The sequence below is a fragment of the Streptomyces scopuliridis genome (assembly GCF_042790125.1).
GTDB lineage: Bacteria > Actinomycetota > Actinomycetes > Streptomycetales > Streptomycetaceae > Streptomyces > Streptomyces scopuliridis_A.
Genome location: NZ_JBHTZS010000010.1, coordinates 129880 through 155099, shown reverse-complemented (window position 1 = coordinate 155099; position 25220 = coordinate 129880). Strand labels below are relative to the sequence as shown.

Annotated in this window: 13 protein-coding genes; 9 read left to right on the top strand and 4 right to left on the bottom strand. The window is 70.3% G+C overall.

The features are described from left to right. Nucleotides 1-224: 224 nt before the first annotated feature. Genes ACFRKB_RS18010 through ACFRKB_RS17990 form a run of 5 tightly spaced genes read left to right on the top strand, consistent with a single transcriptional unit; the run spans nucleotide 225 to nucleotide 10537 of the window. The gene (locus ACFRKB_RS18010) at nucleotides 225-3248 is read left to right on the top strand and encodes an alpha-L-rhamnosidase (RefSeq protein WP_383106837.1); all 3024 of its coding nucleotides are present in this window, start codon (nucleotides 225-227) and stop codon (nucleotides 3246-3248) included. Further along, nucleotides 3245-4555 (top strand): extracellular solute-binding protein, encoded by a 1311-nt coding sequence (locus tag ACFRKB_RS18005; RefSeq protein WP_383106835.1) that lies wholly within the window; start codon nucleotides 3245-3247, stop codon nucleotides 4553-4555. The genes ACFRKB_RS18010 and ACFRKB_RS18005 overlap by 4 nt, the downstream gene beginning before the upstream one ends. Beyond that, entirely contained in the window at nucleotides 4552-5550 is a 999-nt protein-coding gene (locus ACFRKB_RS18000) for a carbohydrate ABC transporter permease (protein WP_383106834.1), read from the top strand. The genes ACFRKB_RS18005 and ACFRKB_RS18000 overlap by 4 nt, the downstream gene beginning before the upstream one ends. After that, nucleotides 5547-6410 carry a carbohydrate ABC transporter permease gene (locus tag ACFRKB_RS17995; RefSeq protein ID WP_383106833.1) on the top strand — a complete coding sequence of 288 codons (864 nt, stop codon included), beginning with the start codon at nucleotides 5547-5549 and terminating at the stop codon, nucleotides 6408-6410. The genes ACFRKB_RS18000 and ACFRKB_RS17995 overlap by 4 nt, the downstream gene beginning before the upstream one ends. Nucleotides 6411-6436: 26 nt before the next feature. Next, on the top strand, nucleotides 6437-10537 hold the full coding sequence (locus ACFRKB_RS17990) for a glycosyl hydrolase (RefSeq protein WP_383106832.1): 4101 nt from the start codon (nucleotides 6437-6439) through the stop codon (nucleotides 10535-10537). A gap of 73 nt (nucleotides 10538-10610) precedes the next feature. Here ACFRKB_RS17990 and ACFRKB_RS17985 read toward each other — a convergent pair whose 3' ends face one another. The 3 genes from ACFRKB_RS17985 to ACFRKB_RS17975 all read right to left on the bottom strand — a co-directional run bounded on the left by ACFRKB_RS17985 (nucleotide 10611) and on the right by ACFRKB_RS17975 (nucleotide 13994). Next, nucleotides 10611-12062 carry an FGGY family carbohydrate kinase gene (locus ACFRKB_RS17985; RefSeq protein WP_383106831.1) on the bottom strand — a complete coding sequence of 484 codons (1452 nt, stop codon included), beginning with the start codon at nucleotides 12060-12062 and terminating at the stop codon, nucleotides 10611-10613. 65 nt (nucleotides 12063-12127) lie between these two features. After that, entirely contained in the window at nucleotides 12128-13144 is a 1017-nt protein-coding gene (locus ACFRKB_RS17980; RefSeq protein WP_383106829.1) for a 2-hydroxyacid dehydrogenase, read from the bottom strand. Nucleotides 13145-13208: 64 nt separating this feature from the next. Continuing rightward, nucleotides 13209-13994, bottom strand: a complete 786-nt coding sequence (locus ACFRKB_RS17975) for a DeoR/GlpR family DNA-binding transcription regulator (protein WP_383106828.1) — start codon at nucleotides 13992-13994, stop codon at nucleotides 13209-13211. Between the two features lie 311 nt (nucleotides 13995-14305). Here ACFRKB_RS17975 and ACFRKB_RS17970 point away from each other — a divergent pair, with 311 nt between their 5' ends. The 3 genes from ACFRKB_RS17970 to acnA all read left to right on the top strand — a co-directional run bounded on the left by ACFRKB_RS17970 (nucleotide 14306) and on the right by acnA (nucleotide 19398). Then, nucleotides 14306-15856 (top strand): FGGY-family carbohydrate kinase, encoded by a 1551-nt coding sequence (locus ACFRKB_RS17970; RefSeq protein WP_383106827.1) that lies wholly within the window; start codon nucleotides 14306-14308, stop codon nucleotides 15854-15856. Next, nucleotides 15853-16488, top strand: a complete 636-nt coding sequence (locus tag ACFRKB_RS17965; RefSeq protein ID WP_383106826.1) for a histidine phosphatase family protein — start codon at nucleotides 15853-15855, stop codon at nucleotides 16486-16488. Before ACFRKB_RS17970 ends, ACFRKB_RS17965 begins: the two co-directional genes overlap by 4 nt. A gap of 171 nt (nucleotides 16489-16659) precedes the next feature. Further along, the gene (acnA, locus tag ACFRKB_RS17960) at nucleotides 16660-19398 is read left to right on the top strand and encodes an aconitate hydratase AcnA (protein WP_383106825.1); all 2739 of its coding nucleotides are present in this window, start codon (nucleotides 16660-16662) and stop codon (nucleotides 19396-19398) included. A 91-nt stretch (nucleotides 19399-19489) separates the two neighbouring features. On the opposite strand, the gene ACFRKB_RS17955 is transcribed toward acnA, so the two are convergent. After that, nucleotides 19490-23329: a GH92 family glycosyl hydrolase gene (locus ACFRKB_RS17955; RefSeq protein ID WP_383106824.1), complete on the bottom strand. Its 3840-nt coding sequence runs from the start codon at nucleotides 23327-23329 to the stop codon at nucleotides 19490-19492. A gap of 435 nt (nucleotides 23330-23764) precedes the next feature. Between ACFRKB_RS17955 and ngcE the strand changes: the two genes are divergently transcribed. After that, nucleotides 23765-25210, top strand: a complete 1446-nt coding sequence (gene ngcE / locus ACFRKB_RS17950; protein WP_383106823.1) for an N-acetylglucosamine/diacetylchitobiose ABC transporter substrate-binding protein — start codon at nucleotides 23765-23767, stop codon at nucleotides 25208-25210. Nucleotides 25211-25220: the final 10 nt, after the last annotated feature.

The window sequence follows — 25220 nt, the reverse complement described above, 5'->3', positions numbered from 1 at the left end:
TCTCCCGAGCGAAGATCGATTGCGGCATGAGATGGCCAATGCGCACCTCGGTAACACTCTTGACACCTCTCGCGAGGGGCTCATAGTCTCCACGCCACAGAATTCACGTTAGATTTCACATTCGAAGATGGTCGTCTTCACGCCGTGCAAGTGACGACGAGCAGACGAACTGACGAACAGTCGATGGTGACGCGCCGCTCCCGGCGCGAAGGAAGGACGTGCTCGTGTCCCTGCGGCCCTACGCCCTGCGATGCGACCACCGCGCCACCCCGCTGGGCATCGACGAGGCCGCGCCCCTGCTCTCCTGGCGGCTCGCGTCCGCGCGCCGGGGCGACGCGCCCCTCGCGTACCGTGTGCGGGTCGCCGAGCGGGCCGAGGATCTGGACGAGGGCGGCCAACCCCTCTGGGACACCGGTCGGATCGAGGACCCCGACGCCATCGGAGCCGTCTACGCGGGACCCGCGCTGACGTCGCGGACGCGCTATCACTGGCGGGTCGCCGTCTGGCCGGCCGAGCGTACGGAGCCCACCGGTCCGGTGGACGAAGGGGGTTCGGCGGACGAAGCCAGTGCGGCGGACGAAGCCAGTGCGGCGGACGAAGCCAGTGCGGCGGACAAAGCCGGTGCGGCGGACGAAGCCGGTCCGGCCGCCGCCGTCGAGGCGACGTCCTGGTTCGAGACCGCGTTCTCCGCCGCGGACGAATGGCGCGCCTCGTGGATCGGCCACGATCCCCGCCCGATCCCGGTCATGGACGCGCCGACCGAGGGCGAACGCGCCCTGGACGACCACGGTCTCGCGCCCTGCCCCCTGCTCCGGCGCGCCTTCACCGGCCCCGCCGCCCTCCGCGCCCGGCTGTATGTCACCGCACGCGGCCTGTACGAGGTACGTCTCAACGGCACCCGCGTCGGCGACGCCGAACTCGCGCCAGGCTGGACCGACTACACCCGCCGCGTCCAGTACCAGACGTACGACGTGACGGAACTGGTCCGCGACGGCGAGAACGTGCTCGCCGCGACCGTCGCCGACGGCTGGTGGAGCGGGTTCGTCGGCTTCGAGCCCCGCAGGGCCGGCGCCCACTACGGCGCGGCCCCACAGTTTCTGGCGGAGCTTCATATCGACCACGCCGACGGCCGTACCACCACGATCGTCACCGATGACACCTGGCGTACCCACACCGGGGAGATCCGCCACGCCGATCTGCTCATGGGGGAGTGCCACGATCTGCGGCACGCGGACGACGGCTGGGACCTGCCCGGCTTCGACGACACGGAGTGGTCACCGGCGCTGATCACGGACACCGGCCATCGCCTGCTCGTGGCGTCCGTCGACGAACCGGTACGGGCCACGACCTCGTTACGCCCCCGCTCGATCACCCGCGTCCCCCGTCAACAGGGCGAAGGAGAGCGGGCCGACGGCGGACACGACACCCATATCGTCGACTTCGGCCAGAACCTCGCCGGGCGGGTACGGCTCCGCGTCGCCGGACTCGCCCCCGGCGCGCGGGTGGTCGTACGCCACGCCGAGGCGCTGGACGAGACGGGCCGTCTCTACACCGCGAACCTGCGCACCGCCGCCGCCACCGACGTGCTGATCGGTGACGGCCGTGAACACCTCGTCTTCGAACCGCGCTTCACCTACCACGGGTTCCGCTTCGTGGAGATCAGCGGAGTCCCGCGGCTGTACGACTCCGATGTCGTCGCCGTGGCGCTGCACAGCGACACACCATGGTCCGGCGCGTTCGACTGCTCCGATCCCGAGATCCGCCGGCTCCACGACTGTGTGGTCTGGGGACAGCGCTCGAACTTCGTCAGTGTGCCCACGGACTGCCCACAGCGCGACGAACGGCTTGGCTGGCTCGCCGACGCGCAGGTCTTCCTGCCGACCGCCGCGCTCAACGCCGATGTCGCCGCGTTCTTCACCAAATGGCTCCGCGACATCGAGGACGCCCGCACCCCCGAGGGCGGCTTCACCAATGTCGCGCCGCGCCTCACCGGCGTCGCCGACGAGGGCGCCCCCGGCTGGGGCGACGCGGGCGTGATCATCCCCTGGCATCTGTACCGCACCTACGACGACCCGCGCTTCCTCTCCCGCGCGCTGCCCGCCATGCGCGCCTGGATCGATCTGATCCACCGTCACAACCCCGACCTGATCTGGCGCCGGCACGTCGGTCCGCACTTCTCCGACTGGCTCGCCCCCGGTGTCCCGACCCCGCGCGAGGTCATCGCCACCGCCTACTTCGCGCACAGCACCCGCCTCACCGCGAGCGCCGCCGAGGTGCTGGGGCTCCCGGAGGTGGCGCGCGACCACCACCGGCTGGCCGCCGGTATCCGTAGCGCCTTCACCGAACGGTTCGTGACGACCGACAAGAACGCGGAAGGCGAGCCCACCGTACGGATCGCGGGCGACACCCAGACCGGCTATCTCGTCGCCCTCGCCTTCGGCCTGCTGCCCGAGGACGCGACCGGTCCCGCCGCCCAGCGGCTCGCCGAACTCATCGAGTCGGCAGGGCCCGCGCTCCAGACCGGCTTCCTCGGCGTCGCGCTCGCCGCGCCCGTCCTGGACGCGTACGGCCGCGCCGACCTGGCGCACGCCCTGCTGCGCCGTACCGACGTACCGTCCTGGCTGTTCCCGCTGCGCCACGGCGCCACCACCATCTGGGAACGCTGGGACGGCTGGACACCCGAAGCGGGGTTCCGCGCCCCCTCGATGAACTCCTTCAACCACTACGCGCTCGGCTCGATCGGCGAATGGCTCTACCGGGGCGTCGCCGGACTCGACCAGAGCCCGGACTCCACCGGATACCGGAAGCTGCTGATCCGGCCCCGGCCCGGCGGACTCGGCCACGCGAGCGCCGGTTACGAATCGGCCCGGGGCACCGTCACGGTGCGCTGGGAACGCCATGACCACACCCTCGGCCTGCGCGTCCAGGTGCCGCCGGGCGCGAGCGCCGAGGTGCACGTACCCACCGACGACCACGGTTCGGTCCGTGAGTCGGGCGCGGTGCCGGAGGACGGCGCGCACCTCACGCTCCTCGCGACCACGCCCGCCACCGACACCGCCCCCGGCCACTGCGTCTACCGCGTCGGCTCGGGCGTCTACCGCTTCACCGCGTCATACCCCTCGCGTCCCACGTACCCCTCGCGTCCCACGGGCGGGTACCCGACGGCGCCCGTCACGAGCGCCGCGCCGCGACGTGCTCCAAGCCCGGCGGCGTCGCTCGCCGGATCCCACGAGGAGGACACACCATGACCACCGGTTCCCGCAGCCTGTCAGAGCCTGTCCCGGGCACGGTCAGCCGCCGGGGGTTCCTCCGCGCCGGCGGCGGGGTCGCCGCCCTGGCCACGCTCCCCCCGCTGCTCACCGCGTGCTCCGGCTCCGGCGGCTCGGGCAAGGTGCGTATCGTCGGCGTCGCCGACCAGCAGAAGCCCATCGAGGAACTGCTCGCGCTCTACCGCAAGCGCCACCCCGACACCGCCTTCTCCACCTCCTTCGCCCCCACCGACCAGGTGCAGACGGTCGTACGCACCCAGCTCGCCGGCGGCAACGCCCCCGATGTGCATGTGCTGTTCCCCGGCAGCGGCAGCGCGATGTCCATGGTCGAGCTGGCCAAGGCCGGACTGCTCACCGACCTCGGTGAGCAGAAGTGGACCCAGCGCATCCCCAAGAACTTCGACCCCGCCTACCGCCATGACGGCAAGACCTATCTCTACTCCGCGGGCAGCAGTGTCATAGGCGCCATCTACAACAAGAAGGCGTTCGCCACGGCGGGTGTCCAGCCGCCCACGACGTGGAGCGAACTGCTCGACGTCTGCGCCAAGCTCAAGGCCAAGGGGATCGTGCCGATCGCGCTCGGCGCGCAGACCCCCTGGGTCACCCAGCTGATCAGCTACGCGCTGGTCCCCAACGCCGTCTACGCCAAGACCCCCGGCTTCGACGCCGACATGGCCGCCGGCCGCGCGAAGTTCGCCGGCTCCGGCTGGGCCGACGCGCTGGGCAAGTACCAGGAGCTCCAGCGCAAGGGCTTCTTCAACGACAACCCCAACGGCACCACCTACGAACAGCAGACCTCGCTGGTCGCGAGCGGGAAAGCGGCGATGGCCGTCCAGGTCTCGGCCGTGCTCGCCAACTTCCGGCAGGCCACCCCCACCCCCGACGACCTGGGCATGTTCCCCTTCCCCGGCGGTGACAACGCCGCCGAGCTGTGGATTCCGGCGGGCATCGTTGTCGGCCTCGGCGTCGGCGCGCGCGCCAAGAACCAGGCCGAGGCCAAGGCGTTCATCGAATTCCTCGGACAGCAGGAGAACATCAACCGCTGGGCGACGGCCGTCTCGGCGATCCCCTTCACCCGCGACGCCACCACGAAGATCGACCCCGCCCTGGCCGGCTTCCTGCCCATCATCGACGCCAACCGCGCCGTCCCCTTCATGGACCAGAGCTGGCCCAACGCCGAGGTCCAGCCCGCCCACTTCGCCGCCGTACAGGAACTGCTCGCGGGGAAGACGGATGTCGCCGGGGCGCTGGGCAAGATGGACCAGGCGTACGGGAAGAATTCGTGAACTCCCTCCCGGAGAAGGTCAGTTCAAGCCCCGAGAAACCCGGCGCGGTGGACGGCGCGGCGGACGGCACGGCGCCGGCCGGGACCGGCGAACCCGCTCCGGCGGGACGGGCCCGGCGCCCCCGCGACGCCACCCTCCCGCCCTGGGCCTTCGTCGTCCCCGCGCTCCTCGTGTACGCCGTCGTCGTCCTCTACCCGAGCCTCGCCGGGGTGGTGTACGCCTTCACCGACTGGTCCGGCGTCGGCGACTTCGCCTTCGTCGGCCTGGACAACTTCCGTACCCTGCTGCACGACGACCGCGCTCTCGAATCCGTCAGCAACACCCTGCTGCTCACCCTCGCCGTGGTCGTCGTCCAGAACGGCATCGGCCTGCTGCTCGCGCTCGGCGTGAACGCCAACATCAGGTCACGCTCGCTGCTGCGGGTGATCTTCTTCGCGCCCGCCGTCGTCAGCCCCGTCATGGTCGCCTTCCTGTGGAAGTACGTCTACAACCCGGACAACGGCGCGGGGCTCAACGGAATCCTCGGCGCCCTCGGCCTCGGCGGGCTGCGGCAGGACTGGCTCGGCAACCCCTCGCTCGCCCTCTGGTCCGTCGCCGCCATGGTCGTCTGGCAGTACGCCGGATACTCGATGGTCATCTTCCTCGCCGGCCTCCAGGGCGTACCCGCCGAACTCCACGAGGCCGCCCGCATCGACGGCGCGGGCACCTGGCAGCGCTTCCGCTATGTCACCTGGCCACTGCTGGCCCCGGCGCTGACCATCAACCTCATGCTGTCGACCATCGGCGGACTCAAGCTCTTCGACCAGGTCTACGCGGCCACCAACGGCGGCCCCGGCACCTCCAGCGAGACGCTGTCCACCGTCCTGTACAAAGAAGCCTTCGTCTTCGGGAAGTTCGGCTACAGCACCGCCGTCGCGCTCGTCCTCGCGCTGTTCGTCGCCGCCGTCTCCCTCGTCCAGCTCCGTTATCTGCGCGCCCGGGAGGTCACCGCGTGAGCACCACCGCCACGGCTCCCCGCAGCGCCGCGCCCAAGCGCCGCCCCCGCTACGGCGGTTACGGCCTGGAACTGGTCATGGCCGCCGTCGCGGTGGTGTTCCTGTTCCCGGTGTACGCGCTGGTCACGCTGGCGATGAAGGACCCCGCGCAGATCGCCGACTCGCCCCTGTCACCGCCCGCGCCGCCCACCTTCGCCAACTTCGGCAACGCGTGGTCCTCCGCCTCCCTCGGACCCGCCCTGCTCAACAGCACGATCATCACCGTCATCAGCCTGCTGCTGCTGATCGTCCTCGGCTCCACCGGCGCCTACTACCTGGCGCGCCGCGCCCGGGGACTCGGCTACGGGCTCTACATCCTCTTCCTGCTGGGCATCGTGCTGCCGTTCCAGCTCGGCATGATCCCGCTGTACAAACTCGTCGACGACCTCGGCTGGCTCGGCACGTACCACGGCATGGTCCTCTTCTACACGGGCATCCAGCTGCCGTTCACGGTCTTCCTCTACACGGGGTTCATCCGCGCCCTGCCCCAGGATTACGCGCAGGCCGCGCTGATCGACGGCTGTAACCACCGCCAGGCGTTCACCCGTGTCGTCTTCCCCCTGCTGCGGCCGATCACCGGCACCGTGATCATCCTGAACGCGGTCTTCATCTGGAACGACTTCTTCACCCCGCTGCTGTATCTCGGCGGATCCGGCAAGGAGACCGTCCCCGTGGGCGTGTTCTCGTTCGTGGGCCAGTACGTCTCCGACTACGGCCTCGTCTTCGCCGGTCTGGCGCTGGCCGCCCTGCCGATCCTCGTGGTCTTCCTGCTGCTCCAGCGCTATGTGATCAAGGGCTTCGCGGGCGGACTCAAGGGTTAAAGGCTGCTCAACGCTAGGAACACCACATGACGTACGTAGGACCCTCCCTTCCCGCGAGCATCGCGGAGGTCCTGACCGAACCGCCGCGCGCGTTCTCGCCCACCGCCATCTGGTGGTGGAGCGGGGAACGGCTCGACCGCGCGCGCCTGCGCGACCAGCTCCAACGCTTCGCGCGGGGCGGGGTGTTCAACCTGGTGCTGCTCAACCTCGCGCCGTCCGGGCCGCTGTTCGGCTCCGACGCCGACGATCCCCCGTTCCTCTCCGACGCCTGGTGGGCGCTGCTGGAAGGGGTCTGCGACGACGCGCGCGACCTGGGCATCGGGCTGTGGTTCTACGACCAGCTCGGCTTCTCCGGCGCCGACCTCCAAGCGCGTCTCGTCGACGAACGGCACGGGTACGCGGGCCGCCGGCTCGACCGCGTACGTGCCGTGGTCGACGGCCCCGGCGAGCTGCGCTGTCCCGACGACGGGCAGCCGCTGGCGGGCCGCGCGGAACCGGTCGACGGGGACGGAGATCCCACCGGTCCCGCCATCCTGCTCCCGCTCGTCGTGGACGGACGGACCACGGTCGTACGGGCGCCAGGACCCGGACGGTGGCGGCTGACGCTCCATCACCACACCGCCCTGGGCTTCGACTATCTCGGCGCCGAGGCCTGCGCGGCGCTGCTGGCCGGGGTGCACGGCGAGTTCGAGCGACGGCTCGGCGACCGCCTCGGCACCGTCGTCGTCGGCTCGTTCCAGGACGAACTGCCCTCCCTGCCCACCTGGTCCGCCGAGTTCGCCGACGCCTTCCGGCAGCTGCGCGGCTACGATCTGATGCCGCATCTGGACGCCCTGTACGAGGACGGCGCGCACCGGCCCGACGTCCACCGGATCCGCCACGACTACCATCTGACCCGCGCCGAACTCGCCGAAGCGGCCTTCTTCCGCCCCCTCGCCGCCTGGCACGAGCGGCACGGGCTGGTCGTCGGCTGCGACCAGCAGGACCCGGCCCGTGCCGGGCACCCGGTCGCCGGTGTCGAGCTGTACGCGGACTACGCCCGTACCCACCGCTGGTTCTCCGCGCCCGGCTCCGACCACCACGGGGACGCCCGGATCCACTCCTCCCTCGCCCATCTGTACGGCAGGCCCCGGACCTGGATCGAGGCGTTCCACTCCACCGGCTGGGGCGGCACGCTGGAGGAGACCTACGACTGGCTGCTGCCCTGGCTGCGCGCCGGCGCGAACCTCTACAACCCGCACGCCGTCTACTACACGACCAAGGGCGGCTGGTGGGAGTGGGCGCCGCCGGGCACCGACTGGCGCCAGCCGTACTGGACGCACCATCGCGTCTTCGCCGACGCCGTCACCCGGCTGTGCGCGATCCTCGGCCTCGGCAGCCATCTGTGCGACACCGCGATCCTGCTGCCCACGACCACCGCGCAGACCGGCGCCGCACTCGACGGTGTCTCCGCCGAAGCGCGGCGGGCCCAGGCGGTCTATCTCGAACTCGTCGGGGACATGACCTGGTTCAGGACCCGGACGGGGGTGATCGACCGGCTCGGTCTGGACGCCGATGTGATCGACGACGACTCCGTCGCCCGCGCCCTGGTCAGGGAATCGGACGACGGGACGCGACTGTGCGTCGCGGGCGAGAGCTATGCGACGGTCGTGCTGCCCGCGTGTACGGCGCTCGAAGAGGACACCGCGCTGCGGCTCCTCGAATTCGCTTCTGAGGGAGGGGAGTTGATCGCGATCGGCGTGCTTCCCGAGCAGGTCATCGGCCGGGACGGGGCCTCGGGCCCGGACAAGATAAGGGATGAGCTGAGCGCCTGCTTCGCCGACGGCCGGGCGGTCCTCGTCCCCACGGCGGACGATCTGGGCGAGGTGCTGGGGCGGGACCGGGCGCGGACCGGGACGGCGCCGGTCGTACGGGCGTCGGTTCCCGCGCTCGCCCGCAGGGTGGACGACGCGACGGTGGTGTTCCTGACGGCGGCCTCGTTCGACGCACCGCGCGCGACCCGCGCGGCGGTCGCCGCCCCCGACGAACGGGGCGCCGCACAGGGCTGGATCGACGCCCGTTACGACTTCGACCCCGACCGCTATGTGCGCCACGCACAGGTGCGGGTCCGGGATGTGGAGGGGCCGGCCGTACTGCTCGACCCGTTCGGCGGGGAGCCGCGCACCGTACCGGTCCGGGCTGTTGAGGGCGATGAGCGGGCCGTCGAGGCCGAGGTGTCGTTCGACCGAGGGCCTGCGGCGGTGCTGGTCTTTCCGGCGGGGACGGCGGATCGCACGACCGCGGCGCGGACGGCGGCGCGCACGGGGTGCGTGGACGGGCCGGACGTGGGGGGCGCGGGCCGTACGGCGGTCGAGGTCCCGGCGGACGCCGAGTGGGACATGACGCTGGTCCCTACCCTGGACAACACCTGGGGCGACTTCGCGCGGCCCGCGACCGGGCCGGCCGGCAGCGCCGTCGTCGAGTGCCGTACGTTCCGGCGGGGCCGCGCGGGCGATCCTGCCCGGCCTCGCGCGCATGCCACCTTCGGGCCGCACGCGCTCCTGCTCGACGGCGACGGCGGCGGCGGCGGCTCGTCGCTCGAATGGTCCGACACCCGGGGCATCCACAAGGACCCGGTCCACCGTGATGTCCTCGGCCCCAAGGGGCATGTGCCCGAGGAGTTCGTCCGGATCGGCCCGACCGCCGCCGGAACGGTGGCGCGCGTCCGGACCGAACTGCTCCTGGACGACGCCTTCGACGGACATCTGGCGGTCGGCGCCGCGGCGGCGAAGACCGTCCGGCTCGGAGGCGTGCCCGTGGTGCTGGACGACCGCGGCCATCTCGCCATGGGGCCGGTACGGCTCGCGCCGGGCAGCCATCTCCTCGAACTGGATCTGATTCCCGATCAGGATGTCGATCTGCGCGCGCATATGGCGCTCGTACGCGACCCGGAGCGCTACCGCCGCCCTGAGTGGATCCTCGCGCCCGGGGGCCGGGCCTCCGTGGCGACGACCCTGACCGTGGCGGAGCTGCCGGCACGGGCGATCGTCCAGATCGCGGCCCGGGGCCGGTGTGTCCTGCGGGTCAACGGTCAGGTGGTCGGCATACAGGGCGGATTCGACCCGTACGCCGAACACAGCGTGCCGCGCGTACGACGCCACGACATCGCGTCGGCCCTGCGGACCGGCGCCAACGAGCTGGTGGTGGAGACAGACGGCGGTGAGGACCCCGCCGTCCTGGTGGACGCTGCCCTGTACGACGCCCATGGCCGGTGCGTGACGACCGTGCACAGCGACGGCACATGGCGGGCCGAGCGCGCCGGTGAGCCGGTGCCGCTCGTGGTGCGCCGGGAACAGGTGGGGGATCCGGCCGCGCTGTATCTGCGCCGTCGGCCGCATCCGCTCCCCGGCGCCGCCTGGCTGGACCCGGACGCCGACGACGGCACGGTCGTACCGGTCGGCTTCGCCGTCCCGGGGGCACGGCCGGGAGTCGAATGGTTCCGGTGTGAACTCCCGCCGGGCACGCTCCGGTTGACGGTCGACACCTATGGCGCCACAACCGTGTGCGTCGACGGCCGCGAGCGCGCCGCGACGGCCACCGCCGACAGCGACTCCGACAGCGGCGGTATGGCCGGCGCACATACCGTGACCGTCGATCTGTCGGCCGACGGACCCTCCGGGACACGGACCGCCACCCTCCGCGTGGAGATCCGCCCCGGCCGCCAGGGCGGCGCCGCGCTGGCGGGCCCCGTACGGTGCGAGGTCGGTCCCGGGCGGATCCGCGCCGGGGACTGGGAGGCGCGCGGCCTCGCCGAGTACAGCGGCGGCGTGCGCTACAGCCGCGTGATGACCCTGCCCGCCGACGCCGGTACCGGAGAGGTCTCCCTCGACCTGGGGCGGGTGCGCGGCACGGCGGAGGTACGGATCGACGGCGTCGCCGCCGGGGTACGGGTGTGCTCCCCCTACATCTTCGATCTGACGGGACTGGCCGGGCCCGGGGACCGCACGGTCGAGATCACCGTGTTCGGCACGCTCGCGCCGTATCTGGACGCCACGAGCCCGACCCACTTCGTGTTCCCGGGCCAGCGCGTCACCGGCCTGATGGGTCCCGTACGGCTGATCACCGGCCCACCCGGACCCACCCCCTGAACGGCCGCGTGGGCCCCGCCGCTCCCTGGGCCGCGCCGCTCAGTGGGCCCCGCCGCTCACTGGGCCGCGCCGCTCAGTGGGAGGCGGCCGGCCCACGCCACCGGTTCCGCGCGTTCCCGACCCGGAACAGATAGTCGTCGTAGGCCTGTTCGTAGAACGCGACGCCCGCCGGATCCGGGTCCACCACGGCGTCGGGCGCGGTCCACGCCGCGACGTCCAGGCGCTGTCCCAGCTCAGCTCCCCGGGCGTCGACCGCGGCCAGGACGGCGCCGCGCGCGCCCGGTTCCGGCCCGCGCGCGACCCGCAGCGGGCGGCCGAGGACATCCGCGAACAGCCGCAGCCAGGCGAGGTTGCGCGCGCCGCCGCCGCACACGGCCAGCTCGCCGGTGAGCCCCGCGGCCTCCAGACAGTGCCGGGCCGCGAACGCGATCGCCTCGCACATGCCCCGTACCAGATCCTCGCGCGAGGCCCGCAGATCGAGACCGGTGAACTCCGCGCGCGCGGTGGGGTCGACGAACGGCGCGCGTTCGCCGGACGGTGACAGATAGGGCAGCGCGGCGACCCCCCGGGCGCCGCGCGGGGTCGCCTCCAGGATGCCGGAGACCTGGTCGTGGGTGGTGCCGGTGAGATCGAGCACCCAGTCGAGCGCGACCGTACCGGTCATCGCGGGCAGCGCCCGCATATGGCGGTCGGGCCGGGCCAGCGCGAGATGGAACCCGACGGGGTCGTCGTCGAACGCGACCCGCTCGACCACGACTTGGCACGCCAGGGTCGTACCGACGATCAGGAGCCCGTCCCCGGGCTCGGTCACGCCCGCGCCGATCGCGCTCGCGGGAAGATCGTAGGGACCGGAGGTGACGGGGGTGCCGCGCGACAGGCCCGGGGTGCGGCCATGAGCCTCCCCGTACGGCAGGGTCGCCGCGATGGGCGGCAGCAGCCCCGCGCGGTGCTCCACCCCGAGCGCCGCGAGCGCCTCGGGGGAGTAGGTCCGGGTGCGCGGGTCGAGGAAGGGGACGGACGCGTCGGAGAGATCGGTGGCGCGCTCGCCGGTGAGACGCAGCTGGACAACGTCCTTGCAGCAGGCGGCGGTTGTGGCCGCGTCCAGAGAGGCCGGCTCATTACGGTCCAGCCAGGCCAGCAGGGGCCCGGGGGAGCCGGGGAAGAGCACGTTCCCGGTACGCCGGTACATCTGTTCCGCGGTGCCGTCGGCCATCCATCCGCCGACGAGATCGCCGGCCCTGCCGTCCATCCACGACAGCGCGGGACGTACGGCACGCCCCTCGGCGTCGACCAGCCACAGGCCGTCGCCCTGACCGGTGATGGCGACCAGGGCGGGCGCGCGTCCGCCGGTCACCGAGCCCAGGACGTCGGTGGCGGCGAGGACCACCTCTTCGATGTCCTGCTCGACACCGTCACCGTCGCCGCCGAGCGAGATCGGCTTCGATTCCACCCGCAGCGCCGTGCCGTCCTCCGCGAAGGCCGCGGCCTTGACGACCGAGGTTCCCATGTCCAGTCCGACGAACACCCTGACTCCTCCTGTCGATGCGGCGAGCATGACGAGCGTCCACGTGATGTCAAGATGACGAGCGTTCAGACAACGCGATGGGCGAGCGGTTCCCCGCGCAGGAACCGGCCCACCTCCGCGGCGGCGATACGCGCCGCGTTGTGCGCGACCGAGATGTTCGCCCCGGCCAGATGGGGCGTCATGACCAGCCGGGGAGCGGTACGCAGCCGGGAGTCCGCGGGCGGCGGCTCCACGGCGAACACATCGAGCCCCGCCGCCGCGAGCCGGCCCGACTCCAGGGCGTCACAGAGCGCGTCCTCGTCCAGGAGCGCGCCACGCGCGCAGTTGACCACGACCGCGCCCTCGGGCAGCAGGGCGAGCTCGCGGGCGCCGAGCAGCCCGCGGGTCTCGGGTGTGAGCCGCGCGTGCAACGAGACGACATCGGAGCGGCGCAGCAGTTCGTCCAGATCGTCGACGGGCGTTCCCCACGCGCGCAGCGTGTCCGGGTCGGCGTACGGATCGTAGAGACGGACATGCGCGCCGAGAGCGGTGAGCGCGCGGGCCACCCGGCTGCCGACCGCGCCGCAGCCGATCAGCCCGACGGTCGCGCCGTCCAGACCGGGACCGCAGTTGTCGTACGTATAGAACTCGCCCGCCCAGCGGCCCGCCGTGAGCGCCGCCGAGGTCTCCGGGATCCGGCGCATCGTCGCCAGCAGCAGCCCGACGGTGTACTCGGCGGTGGCCGCCGCGTTGCGCCCCGGGGTGTTGCACACCTGGACGCCGCGCTCCTTCGCCGCGTCCAGGTTGACGTTGACCGGGCCGCCCCTGCCGACGACCACCAGCCGCAGATCGGGCGAGCCGTCGAGCACCTTGCGGGTCACCGGAGCCATCTGCGTGACACACACCCGCGCCCCGCGCAGCGCGGTGAGGAGGGTGTCCTCGTCGCCGGACGCCTCGTCGACCTCGGAGACCGGCCCGAAGGGCGTCAGCGGCCAGGGGAGGTGCAGTTGGTCGATGGTGTGGCCACTGCCGATCTCGGCCGTCAGCTCCCGGGCGAACAGATCGGGGGCGACGAAGTGGTCGCCGGCGGCGAGGATTCTCATCGTCGAGGTCTCCTTGACGGTACGGGCAGATCAGGTCAGGCCGGGTTAGGACTCGGGGCTGGGCTCAGGTCTCGGCGACCTCGTACGGGACACCGCGCTCGTCGAGGGAACGCAACACCTCGGGCGGGGTGCGGTCGTCGACCAGTATCAGGTCGAAGGTCGACAGCGGGGTCAGCCGGTGCAGCGCGGTGCGGCCGAGTTTGGAGTGGTCGATCATCAGCACATTGCGGCCCGCTGCCTTGAGCATCGCGCGCTTGACGGCGACGATGCGCTGTTCCTGGTGAAAGGCGAAGTCGCCGTAGACGGACGAGGTGGACACGAAACACATGTCGACCCGCAGCGCCTCGACGGCCTCCACGCAGGGCACCCCGAGGAAGGAGTCGTGCAGGGGGTCGTAGTCGCCGCCCAGGGCCATGAGATGGATCCCGCGTTCACCGGCGAGCAGATTCAGCGCTTCCCGGAAGTTCGTGACGACGGTCAGCGGTTCGATACGGGGCAGGAGCTTGGCCAGTTCCAGCACGGTGGTGGAGTCGTCGATCATCACCGACATACCGGGGTCGATCAGCGTCGCGGCCTTGGCGGCGAGCGCCTCCTTCTCCGGCCGCATGGACTTCTTGCGGTAGGCGACATTGCTCTCGAACACCCCGGAGGGCTGCGCGGTGACACCCCCGCGGAACTTCCGCAGGACGCCCTCGCTTTCGAGCTCGTCGATATCGCGGTAGATCGTCATCACGCTCACGCCGAACCGCTCCGCCAGGTCCGACGCCGATACCGATCCCTCGGTCAGCACATGATCGGTGATCTCCCGGCGGCGCTCTATGGGGCCCCGCTGGCTCTTGTCCTGTGACATTCCCCGGTCCTGTTCACCTCATGAATAACATGAAGCCCTGAGGTTATAACATAGATTGTTGAGGTACCGTTCGGCAGTGTTCCCCACGGTCGATGGCCTGGTCAACCCGTCCGACGCCACGTCAACCCGTTGCCTTCCAGGTGGGACGGGGAGTCCCGGGTCGCCGAGCTGGGCCGACGCCCTCGATGGAATCCGCATCCACGGTGTGAAATACACCGTGAGATCAACATTCGCGAGAACACCGGACGACGACGAGAAGGCGGGAGCCTGTGCGCGAGCCCCTGACGGACACACGCCACCAGGACGTGTGGATGGGAGTCGACCTGGGGACGCAGAGCGTACGCGCCCTGGCTGTCACCGACGACGGGCGGGTACTGGGCCGTGGCTCCGCCCCGCTGACCGGTCACCGCGAGGGGGACCGCCATGAACAACTGCCCGCCGACTGGTGGCGGGGCGCCGCCGCCGCCATCCGCCAGACGCTGAGCGCCCTGTCCGCGTCTGCCTCCACCTCCACCTCCGCGTCCTCCACCGCGTCCGCTTCCACCGCACCCGCGCGGGGGCGTCCGCGCGTACGGGGAGTGGCCGTGTGCGGTACGTCGGGCACCGTCCTGCTGACCGACGCGCGCGGGGTCCCCCTGACCCCCGCGCTGATGTACGACGACGGCCGGGCCGGGGCCGAGGCGCGGTACGCGCAGGAGACCGGCGCCGACGTGTGGGACGCGCTCGGGCTCCGTATCCAGCCGAGCTGGGCGCTGGCCAAACTGCTCTGGCTCACCGGCGCGGGCGCGGGCGCCGGCGCGAAGAGCGTCACCCACACCCTTCAGGGCGGCCACCCCCTCCAGGGCGCCCGCGTCTGCCACCAGCCGGACTTCATCACCGCACGCCTGGTCGGGCGGCCCGTACCGACCGACTCCAGCCACGCCCTCAAGACCGGCTACGACCTCCACACCCGCTCCTGGCCCAGCGCCGTCCACGACCGCCTCGGTCTGTCCGGACTCCACTTCCCCGACGTGGTCGCCCCCGGCACCCCGCTCGGTACGGTGTGCGCCGAGGCGGCGGCCGACACCGGCCTCGCCGAAGGTACCCCGGTCATCGCGGGCATGACCGACGGCTGCGCGGCCCAACTCGGCTCGGGGGCCTGGGAGGTGGGCCGGTGGAACACCGTCCTGGGCACCACGCTCGTCCTCAAGGGCGTCACCGCCACCCCGCTCCGTGACCCCGCCGGTGTCCTCTACAACCACCGCTCCCCGGACGGGCACTGGCTCCCCGGCGGAGCCTCCAGCGTCGGCGCCGGCGCCCTGACCCACGCGTTCCCCGGAGCCGATCTCGCGCGCCTCGACCGGCTCGCCGCGGACCGGGAGCCGGCGGGTGTCGTCGCGTACCCCCTCGTCTCCCGGGGAGAACGCTTCCCGTTCCTGGCCCCGGAAGCCGAGGCCCTCACGCTCGGCCGTCCCTCCGACGACGCCGACCATTACGCGGCGCTGCTCCAGGGCGTCGCGCTCGCCGAGCGGCTCTGTCTGGCGTATGTACGTTTCCTGGGCGCGCCGATCGACGGACCGGTCACCTTCACCGGCGGCGCCACCCGCAGCGACTACTGGAACCAGCTGCGCGCGGACGTCCTGGGCCGCCCCGCCGCCCTCCCCGAACAGGCCGACTCCGCCCTCGGGATGGCGGTGCTCGCCGCCCACGCGGTGACCGGCGACGACGCGGCCCGCCGCATGGTGCGTATCCGTACGATCCTGGAACCGCGGCCCGAGGCCGGCCGGCGCTTCGACGGGCCCTTCGTCACCCTCGTCGACGCCCTCGAACGGCGCGGCTGGCTGCCCTCGGACACGGCCACCTACGCACGGGAGCACGGATGACGACCAGCACCACCCTCTTTCTCGCCCGCCACGGCGAGACCGTCTGGCACGACGAGAACCGCTACACCGGCATCAGCGACATCGATCTGACCCCGCGCGGCCTGGTGCAGGCCGAGGCGCTCGGGTTGTGGGCCGCGGATGCCGGACTCGACGCGATCGTGACCTCTCCCCTCTCCCGAGCCCGGCGCACGGCGGAGCCCGCGGCCCGGGTGACGGGGCTGGCGGCGGTGGTCGAACCGGACCTGCTCGAAGTCGACTTCGGGATCGCCGAGGGCCGGACCATCGGCGAACTCGAAGCGGCCCGTCCCCAGGAGGTGGCGGCGTTCCGCCGTGACCCGGTCGCCCACCCGCTGCCGGACGGCGAGGACCCGACGGCCGCCGCCGCGCGCGGCGCCGAGGCCCTGCTCCGGCTCGCGGACACCTATGCGGGGAAGCGCGTGCTGACGGTCGCGCACAACACGCTGTTCCGGCTGGTCCTGTGCCGGCTGCTGGGCATCCCCGGGAGCGAGTACCGGCGCGTGTTCCCGGCGATGCGCAACTGCGCGATCACCGAACTGCGCGTGCCCGTGGCGGCGGCCGGCCGGCCACGGCAGGTCGCCCTGATGTCGTACAACGTGCCGACCCACGCATGACCGAGCGGCGGTCATGTATTAGAGTTATCTCGACATCGAGATATCTGCCGAAGGCGTACCGCGGCCGCCAGCCGGTAAGGGTGACCTAACTAAGCCTTACCTTAGCGGAACGGCGAGGAGTCGTGGCGGCAGCATGACGGTAGTACGCGCACATTGATGAAGGAGACTGTCGTGTCGGCGAACAGCTTCGACGCCCGCAGCACGCTGCGCGTGGGCGACGAGTCGTACGAGATCTTCCGGCTGGACAAGGTCGAGGGCTCCGGGCGCCTCCCTTACAGCCTGAAGGTGCTGCTGGAGAACCTGCTCCGCACCGAGGACGGCGCGAACATCACCGCCGACCACATCCGTTCCATCGGCTCCTGGGACTCGCAGGCGCAGCCGAGCCAGGAGATCCAGTTCACCCCGGCCCGTGTGATCATGCAGGACTTCACCGGTGTGCCCTGTGTCGTGGACCTCGCCACCATGCGTGAGGCCGTGAAGGAGCTGGGCGGCGATCCGGCGAAGATCAACCCGCTGGCCCCGGCCGAGCTGGTCATCGATCACTCCGTCATCGCCGACAAGTTCGGCACGCCGGAGTCCTTCTCGCAGAACGTGGAGCTGGAGTACGGCCGCAACAAGGAGCGCTACCAGTTCCTGCGCTGGGGCCAGACCGCCTTCGACGAGTTCAAGGTCGTCCCGCCGGGCACCGGCATCGTCCACCAGGTCAACATCGAGCACCTGGCCCGTACGGTCATGGTCCGCAACGGCCAGGCGTACCCCGACACCCTCGTCGGCACCGACTCGCACACCACCATGGTCAACGGCCTCGGTGTGCTGGGCTGGGGCGTCGGCGGTATCGAGGCCGAGGCCGCGATGCTCGGCCAGCCCGTCTCGATGCTCATCCCGCGCGTCGTCGGCTTCAAGCTGACCGGCGAGCTGCCGGCCGGCACCACCGCCACCGACCTGGTCCTCACGATCACCGAGATGCTGCGCAAGCACGGCGTCGTCGGCAAGTTCGTCGAGTTCTACGGCGAGGGCGTCGCCGCCACCTCCCTCGCGAACCGCGCCACCATCGGCAACATGTCGCCGGAGTTCGGCTCCACCGCCGCGATCTTCCCGATCGACGACGAGACGCTGAAGTACCTGCGCCTGACCGGCCGCAGCGACCAGCAGGTCGCCCTCGTCGAGGCGTACGCCAAGGAGCAGGGCCTCTGGCTCGACCCGGCCGCGGAGCCCGACTTCTCCGAGAAGCTGGAGCTGGACCTCGCCACGGTCGTCCCGTCCATCGCGGGCCCGAAGCGTCCCCAGGACCGCATCATCCTGGCCGAGGCCAAGCAGAAGTTCGCCGAGGACGTACGCAACTACGTCTCCGAGGACGAGGAGGCGGGCAAGGAGTCCTTCCCGGCGTCCGACGCCCCGGCCTCCGCCAACGGCGTGCCGACCCGGCCGACCCTGGTCACGGCCCCCGACGGTACGACGTACGAGATCGACCACGGCGCCGTCACCGTCGCCGCGATCACCTCCTGCACCAACACCTCGAACCCGTACGTGATGGTCGCCGCCGCGCTGGTGGCCAAGAAGGCGGTCGAGAAGGGCCTGACCCGCAAGCCGTGGGTCAAGACCACGCTCGCGCCGGGCTCGAAGGTCGTCACCGACTACTTCGACAAGGCGGGTCTCACCCCCTACCTCGACAAGGTCGGCTTCAACCTGGTCGGTTACGGCTGCACCACCTGCATCGGCAACTCGGGCCCGCTGCCCGAGGAGGTCTCGAAGGCCGTCAACGAGCACGACCTCGCCGTGACGTCGGTGCTCTCCGGCAACCGTAACTTCGAGGGCCGGATCAACCCGGACGTCAAGATGAACTACCTGGCGTCCCCGCCGCTGGTCGTCGCGTACGCCATCGCGGGCTCCATGAAGGTGGACATCACCAAGGACGCCCTGGGCATCGACCAGGATGGCAAGCCCGTCCACCTCCAGGACATCTGGCCCACCGAGGCCGAGGTCAACGACGTCGTGGCCAACGCCATCGGCGAGGACATGTTCAACAAGTCCTACTCCGACGTGTTCGCGGGCGACGCGCAGTGGCAGGCGCTGCCGATCCCGACCGGCAACACCTTCGAATGGGACCCGCGGTCCACCTACGTCCGCAAGCCCCCGTACTTCGAGGGCATGACGATGGAGACCAGCCCGGTCGAGGACATCACCGGCGCCCGTGTGCTGGCGAAGCTCGGCGACTCGGTCACCACCGACCACATCTCCCCGGCCGGTGCGATCAAGGCCGACACCCCGGCCGGCACGTACCTCACCGAGCACGGCGTCGAGCGCCGCGACTTCAACTCGTACGGTTCCCGCCGCGGCAACCACGAGGTCATGATCCGCGGCACGTTCGCCAACATCCGGCTGCGCAACCAGATCGCGCCGGGCACGGAGGGCGGCTTCACCCGCGACTTCACGGTGGACGGTGCCCCGGTCTCCTTCATCTACGACGCCTCGCGCAACTACATCGAGCAGGGCATCCCGCTGGTCGTCCTGGCGGGCAAGGAGTACGGCTCGGGCTCGTCCCGCGACTGGGCCGCCAAGGGCACCGCGCTGCTCGGTGTGAAGGCCGTCATCGCCGAGTCGTACGAGCGCATCCACCGCTCGAACCTGATCGGCATGGGCGTGCTGCCGCTCCAGTACCCGGAGGGCGCCTCGGCGCAGGCCCTGGGTCTGACCGGCGAGGAGACCTTCTCCTTCACCGGCGTGACGGAGCTGAACAACGGCACCACCCCGCGCACGGTCAAGGTGACGACGGACACCGCCCCCGGCGAAGCCGGAAATGTACGCCGTGAGTTCGACGCGGTCGTCCGGATCGACACCCCGGGTGAGGCGGACTACTACCGCAACGGCGGCATCATGCAGTACGTGCTGCGCAGCCTGATCCGCAAGTAGGCGGCGCCGCGACGGAATCGAGGGCCGTGTCCCGTACGGAGCGTACGGGACACGGCCCTCGCCGTTCAGCCGTCGGTCGGCGCCGCGGCGGCTACCGCAGCAGCTCCACCTCCGCCAGGGTCGACGGAGCGTCGCTCACCAGACGGTACTTCGCGTACGTACCGGGTTCGGCGACCGTGAAGACCCGGGTCTGCCGGTCCCAGCCGAAGGACTGACCCGTGCGCGTGTCCAGGGTGCGCCAGGTCGTCCCGTCCGCCGAGCCCTGGAGTGTCCAGCCGGCCGGGGCCTTCGCCGCCGTGGACGACGTCAGGGTGTACTGGACCGCCTTCGCCGCCGACGCCACGGGCAGCTCCACGGACTCGACCGGCGCCGAGGTGCCGGAGGAGTCGTCGAAGAGCGGGCCCGAGGCGGTCAGGACGTCCGTGCGCGGGGACGGCGCCTTGTCGTCCTGCTGGATCGAGACCGGCGCCGCGTTCGCGCCCGTGCCCCAGGACGACGGCTTCGGGCCCATCGCGAACTCCAGCTGCCCGCCCCGTGCCAGCACATCGTGCGGGAGCGCGGTGGAGTTCCAGGACTTGCCGTTGACCTTCAGACCCTGGACATAGATGTTCTTGTCGCTGTTCTTCGGCGCCTTGACGACCAGCGTGCGGCCGTTGTCCAGATGAACGGTCGCCTTGGTGAAGAGCGGCGAGCCGATCGCGTACTCCCCGCTGCCCATCACCAGCGGATAGAAGCCGAGGGCGGAGAAGAGGTACCACCCCGACTGCTCGCCGTTGTCCTCGTCACCGTGGTAGCCCTGGCCGATCTCGCTGCCGACGTAGAGCCGCCCCAGGACCTCGCGCACCTTCTCCTGGGTCTTCCAGGGCTGCGAGGCCGCGTTGTACATGTACGCGGCGTGGTGGGCGACCTGGTTGGAGTGGCCGTACATCCCCATCCGTACGTCCCGCGCCTCCGTCATCTCATGGATGACGCCGCCGTACGAGCCGACGAACTCGGGCCCGGCCGTCTCGGGGGTCGAGAAGTACGTGTCCAGCTTGTCCGCGAGACCGGAGCGGCCGCCGTAGAGATTGGCGAGCCCGCGGCTGTCCTGGACCGCCGTGAACGCGTAGCCCCACGCGTTCGTCTCGGTGTAGTCGTAGCCCCACACCCTCGGGTCGAACGCGTCCGAGGGCACCCGCCAGTCGCCCTTGAGGTTACGGCCCTGGAAGAAACCGGCCTTCGAGTCGAAGAGCGAGACATAGCTCTGGGCGCGGTTGCGGAAGTAGTCGGACTCCTCCTTGTAGCGCTCCTTCTTCGTCTTCTTGTAGAGCGCCTCACCCATCTCCGACAGGCCGTAGTCGTTGAGGTAGCCCTCCAGCGACCAGGACAGGCCCTCATGGGTCTCCGTGGAGGCGTAGCCGAGGAACGGGGACGTCTCCATGCCCTTGCGGCCCACCCCCGAACGGGGCGGCACGACGGTCGCGTTCTTCAGCGCCGCCTCGTACGCCGCCTCCGCGTCGAAGTCGACGCCCTTGACGTAGGCGTCGGCGAAGGCCACGTCCGAGCTGGTGCCGGTCATCAGATCCGCGTAGCCGGGGGAGGACCAGCGGGAGATCCAGCCGCCGTCCTTGTACTGCTGGACGAAGCCGTCCACCAGCTCGCCCGCCCTCTTCGGGGTGAGGAAGGAGTACGCCGGCCAGGTCGTGCGATAGGTGTCCCAGAAACCGTTGTTGACATACACCTCGCCGTCGACGATCTTCGCGCCGGTGTGCGTCGGGGTGTCGGGCCCGGTCTGCGGCGAGAACGGGCTGGCGTACTGGTACTTCGGGCGGGACTTCGTACCGGTGTTCTCGAAACCGGAGTTGGGATACAGATACAGCCGGTAGAGGCTGGAGTAGAGCGTGGTCAGCTGGTCGTGGTCCGCGCCCTCCACCTCGACCCGCCCCAGGATGTCGTCCCAGGCGCTCTGCGCCCGGTCCTTGACCCGCTCGAAGCGGGTGGTGGCGGGGATCTCGTCGGAGAGGTTCTTCTTCGCCTGGTCGAGGCTGATCAGGGAGGTCGCCAGCCGCAGCGTGACGGTACGGTCCTCGCCCGCGTCGAAGCGCAGATAGCCGGTGACGTCCGCGCCCCCGCCGCCGGAGAGCTTGCCGCTCGCCGTGACGGGCGCGTCGAAGACGCCATAGACGAAGAGCCGCGTCGCGCCGGTCGACAGTCCGCTCTTGACATCGGAGAAACCGGAGAAGGAACGGGTCGCCGGATCGAGGGTGAGGCCGCCCGCGTTGGAGATGTTGTCGAACACCATGCCGGCGTCATCACCGGGATACGTGAACCGCATCATCGCAGCGTGGTCGGTCGGGGTCATCTCGGTCTTGAGACCGTTCTCGAAGGTCACCCCGTAGTAGTGCGGCTTCGCGGTCTCGTTCTCGTGCCGGAAGGGCAGCGCCCGCGCCGTACGGGACGCCTCGGGCGTCCCGGCGGCCACCGAGGGCATCAGCTGGAAGGTCTGCCGGTCGCCCATCCAGGGGCTCGGCTCATGGCTCGCGCTGAACGCCTGCACGGTCGGCAGATTGGCGGCGTTGTTGGCGCGGCTGTACTCGTAGAGCCAGCTGGTGGAACCGGCGTTGGTCACCGGCGTCCAGAAGTTGAAGCCGTTCGGCACGGCCGTCGCGGGGAAGGTGTTGCCGCGCGAGAAGGAGCCGCTGGAGTTGGTGCCGCGTGTGGTGGAGGCGTAGTCCGACAGACGCGCGAGCCGCTTCTCGGCCGCCTTGGGCGCCAGGCTGATGTCATCGATCCAGCCCTGGAACTTCGCCGGGCCCTTGCGGGAGTCGTACGCCACCAGGATCCGGTCGACGGTCTTGCCGGCCGCGACGGAGCCGATCCGGGCGTCCACCTGGTTCCACTGGTTGACATAGAGCCGCTTGGCATCGCCCTGGCCCTGCGGGGTCAGCAGCCCGCCGTGCGCGTCGGTCGCCTTCAGATCACTCAGATAGGTGCCGTCGGTGAAGGCGAGATCGACCGAGACGTTCGTGGCCGGATAGTTCAGATCCGTCTCCGGGAGGGAGGGATAGATCCGGTACGAGAGCGCGGTGTCGCGCCGCACGGCCGTGTGGACGTCGAAGATCTTGTTGTACGAGTACGCGCGGCCGTCCGGCTGGTGCGTACCGGCGTACTTCAGCGCCTTCGTACCGGTGAACCCGGCGCCGGCCTTGGCGGTGGGGGAGCCGGAGGGGCCGCGGTCCACCTGGGTGCGCATGTCCTGGGGCGCGGGGGCGCTCGTATCCCCGTCGGAGAACTGCACATCGGCCAGTTGCGTCGCGTCGGAGGCGCCGTTGTTCGCCGTGATGTCCAGCCGGAAGTGCTGATAGCCGGCCGGGGCCGCGACATCGTACGACTTCGTCTGGAACCGCTCCGGGAAGGTCTCGCCCTTCCGGGAGTCCAGTTCCTTCCACTCCTTGCCGTCGGTCGAGCCCTGGAGCGTCCAGTCCTTGGGGTCGCGCTCGGCATGGTCGTTCGCCGAGGTCAGCGCGTACGTGACGACCTTGACCGGCTCGTCGAGATCGAACTCGATCCAGGCGGTGGGCTCGAACGCCAGCCATTTCGTGGCGGACTGGACGTCGATGAGGTTCTCCTTGGTCTCACCGCCGCCCGTGTTCTCGCCGCTCGCGCGCAACTCCACGACGCGGTCGGTGACATTGCCGGGGATTCCGTTGGTGAAGCCGCCATCGACACCGGATGCCCGTTTCTCTCCATCAGGTCCCGTTTCAACGGTATTGCGCCAGTCCGGCTGGGGTTCGTCCGCCTCGAAGGAGGAGGCGAATTCCCTTTCCGCCGACTTCGGTTGAGCGGGCTGTGCTATAGCCGCCGACTGCGCTGTTACGACGAGCAGTGAGGCGGCCGCCACCAGGGCGGCCGTATGCCATTGTCTGTGCCGGGGTCCGGTTCTCTGCCGCATACCGAGCCTTTCGTCCTGCGTACCAAGTTGGACAACGTTGTCAAACGAGAAGCGCAGGGTCCAGTAGGGGCCAAGTGGCGGGTGGTGTCAAGGGTGTTGCCGGGATGGCGTGTTCGGAATGGCTCATTCTGAAGAGACCGAGGTGGTCGAATGAGTACACACCCGGCTCAGATATCCACGAGGTCTCAACTCGGGAAAGACTGCCGCCCAAACCTGCTTTCGATCTTGCCCAGTCGGCGTGAAGTGGACTATACCTGTCGGCGTCCGCCCAAGCGATGTGGTCGAGCGCGATCGCGCACGATCGAGCGCGATCAAGCACGGCAATTCCGCACGACCCAGCTACATTTGACCGCGGTGGCGGGGCCCTTCGCCTCAGAAGAGAAGGACGGGCGACCGGTACACCGCCTGAGTCCTGGAGAAGGCGAGGACTTGAGCATGGGATCCACCTCCGCTCAGAACAGCGAGGGCCTTGGCCGTCGTGATGTGATCAAGCGGTCCGCCGCGATCGGTCTGATCACCGTCCCGACGATGAGCTTCCTGGCCTCGTGTGCCAGCAGCGACAGCGGGAGCGACAAGAAGGTCGAGAAGGGCAAGGCGACCGAGAAGAACCCGCTCGGGGTGAACGCGAGCGCGCCTCTCGACTTCGTCCTGTTCGACGGCGGATTCGGTACGGAGTACGCGACGGACGCCGTCAAGGAGTACGAGAAGGCGTTCCCCGGCGCGAAGGTGAAGTTCACCCCGACCCAGAAGATCCAGTCCGAGCTCCAGCCGCGCTTCAACGGCGGCACCCCGCCCGACCTGATCGACAACTCGGGCGCCGAGCAGATGGACATGGGCGTTCTCGTCGGCAAGAAGCAGCTCGCCGACCTCACCCCGCTGCTGGACGCCCCCTCCATCGACGACCCGGCCAAGAAGGTCCGCGACACGCTGCGCCCCGGTGTCGTGGAGATGGGTCAGTTCGACGGCGACCCGGTGTGGATCCTCTACTACGCCTACACCGTCTACGGCGTGTGGTACTCGCAGACCGCGCTGGACAAGCTCGACGCGGAGTACCCCGAGGACTGGGACGCGATGCTGGCCCTCTGCGCGAAGGCCAAGAAGCAGGGCATCGCGGGCTGGACGTACGCCGGCAAGTACCCGTACTACGTGCCGTTCTCGCTCTACCCGTTCATCGGCAAGATCGGCGGCCGCGAGGTCCTCGACGCCATAGACAACCTGGAGCCCAACGCCTGGAAGCACCCGGCCGTGAAGTCCGCCTTCGAGGCGTACTTCGAGCTGTTCAAGAAGGGCTACATCCTCCAGGGCACCCCGGGTCTCGACCACATCCAGTCGCAGACCGCCTGGACCGAGGGCAAGGCGCTGTTCATCCCGAACGGCTCCTGGGTGGAGAACGAGGCGGCGAAGACGACGCCCAAGGACTTCCAGATGAAGGTGGCCGCGCCGTCCAGCCTGGACAGCTCGGACAAGCTCCCGTTCGGCACGATCTGGGCGTCCGGCGGCGAGCCCTTCGTCGTACCGGCGAACGCCAAGAACCCCGACGGCGGCATGGAGCAGCTGCGCATCATGCTGAGCGAGGCGTCGTCGAAGAACTTCACGTCCAAGGTGAAGTCGCTGAGTTCCTTCAACGGCGGCACCGACGGGCTCACCCTCTCCACCGCGCTGCAGGCCGGGGTGGACGCGCTGGCCAAGGCCGGCACCAATGTGCTCAACCCGCGACTCCAGGACTGGTACGTGGCCCTCCAGAAGGAGAAGATCGGCGTGGGCGCGCTCGGCGAGATGATGGCCGGACGCCTCACCCCCGCCGAGGCCATCAAGAAGTGCCAGGAGTACGCCGACGCCGCCGCCAAGGACACCTCCATCAAGCACTACAAGCACCAGTAGGAGCGGAAGT

Bases quoted from the DNA above. Each gene is read 5' to 3' on its own strand.
- ACFRKB_RS17970 (WP_383106827.1), top strand. From the start codon at position 14,306: ATGGGAGTCGACCTGGGGACGCAGAGCGTACGCGCCCTGGCTGTCACC.
- ngcE (WP_383106823.1), top strand. From the start codon at position 23,765: ATGGGATCCACCTCCGCTCAGAACAGCGAGGGCCTTGGCCGTCGTGAT.
- ACFRKB_RS17990 (WP_383106832.1), top strand. From the start codon at position 6,437: ATGACGTACGTAGGACCCTCCCTTCCCGCGAGCATCGCGGAGGTCCTG.
- ACFRKB_RS18005 (WP_383106835.1), top strand. From the start codon at position 3,245: ATGACCACCGGTTCCCGCAGCCTGTCAGAGCCTGTCCCGGGCACGGTC.
- ACFRKB_RS17965 (WP_383106826.1), top strand. From the start codon at position 15,853: ATGACGACCAGCACCACCCTCTTTCTCGCCCGCCACGGCGAGACCGTC.
- ACFRKB_RS17955 (WP_383106824.1), bottom strand. From the start codon at position 23,329: ATGCGGCAGAGAACCGGACCCCGGCACAGACAATGGCATACGGCCGCC.
- ACFRKB_RS17975 (WP_383106828.1), bottom strand. From the start codon at position 13,994: ATGTCACAGGACAAGAGCCAGCGGGGCCCCATAGAGCGCCGCCGGGAG.
- ACFRKB_RS17980 (WP_383106829.1), bottom strand. From the start codon at position 13,144: ATGAGAATCCTCGCCGCCGGCGACCACTTCGTCGCCCCCGATCTGTTC.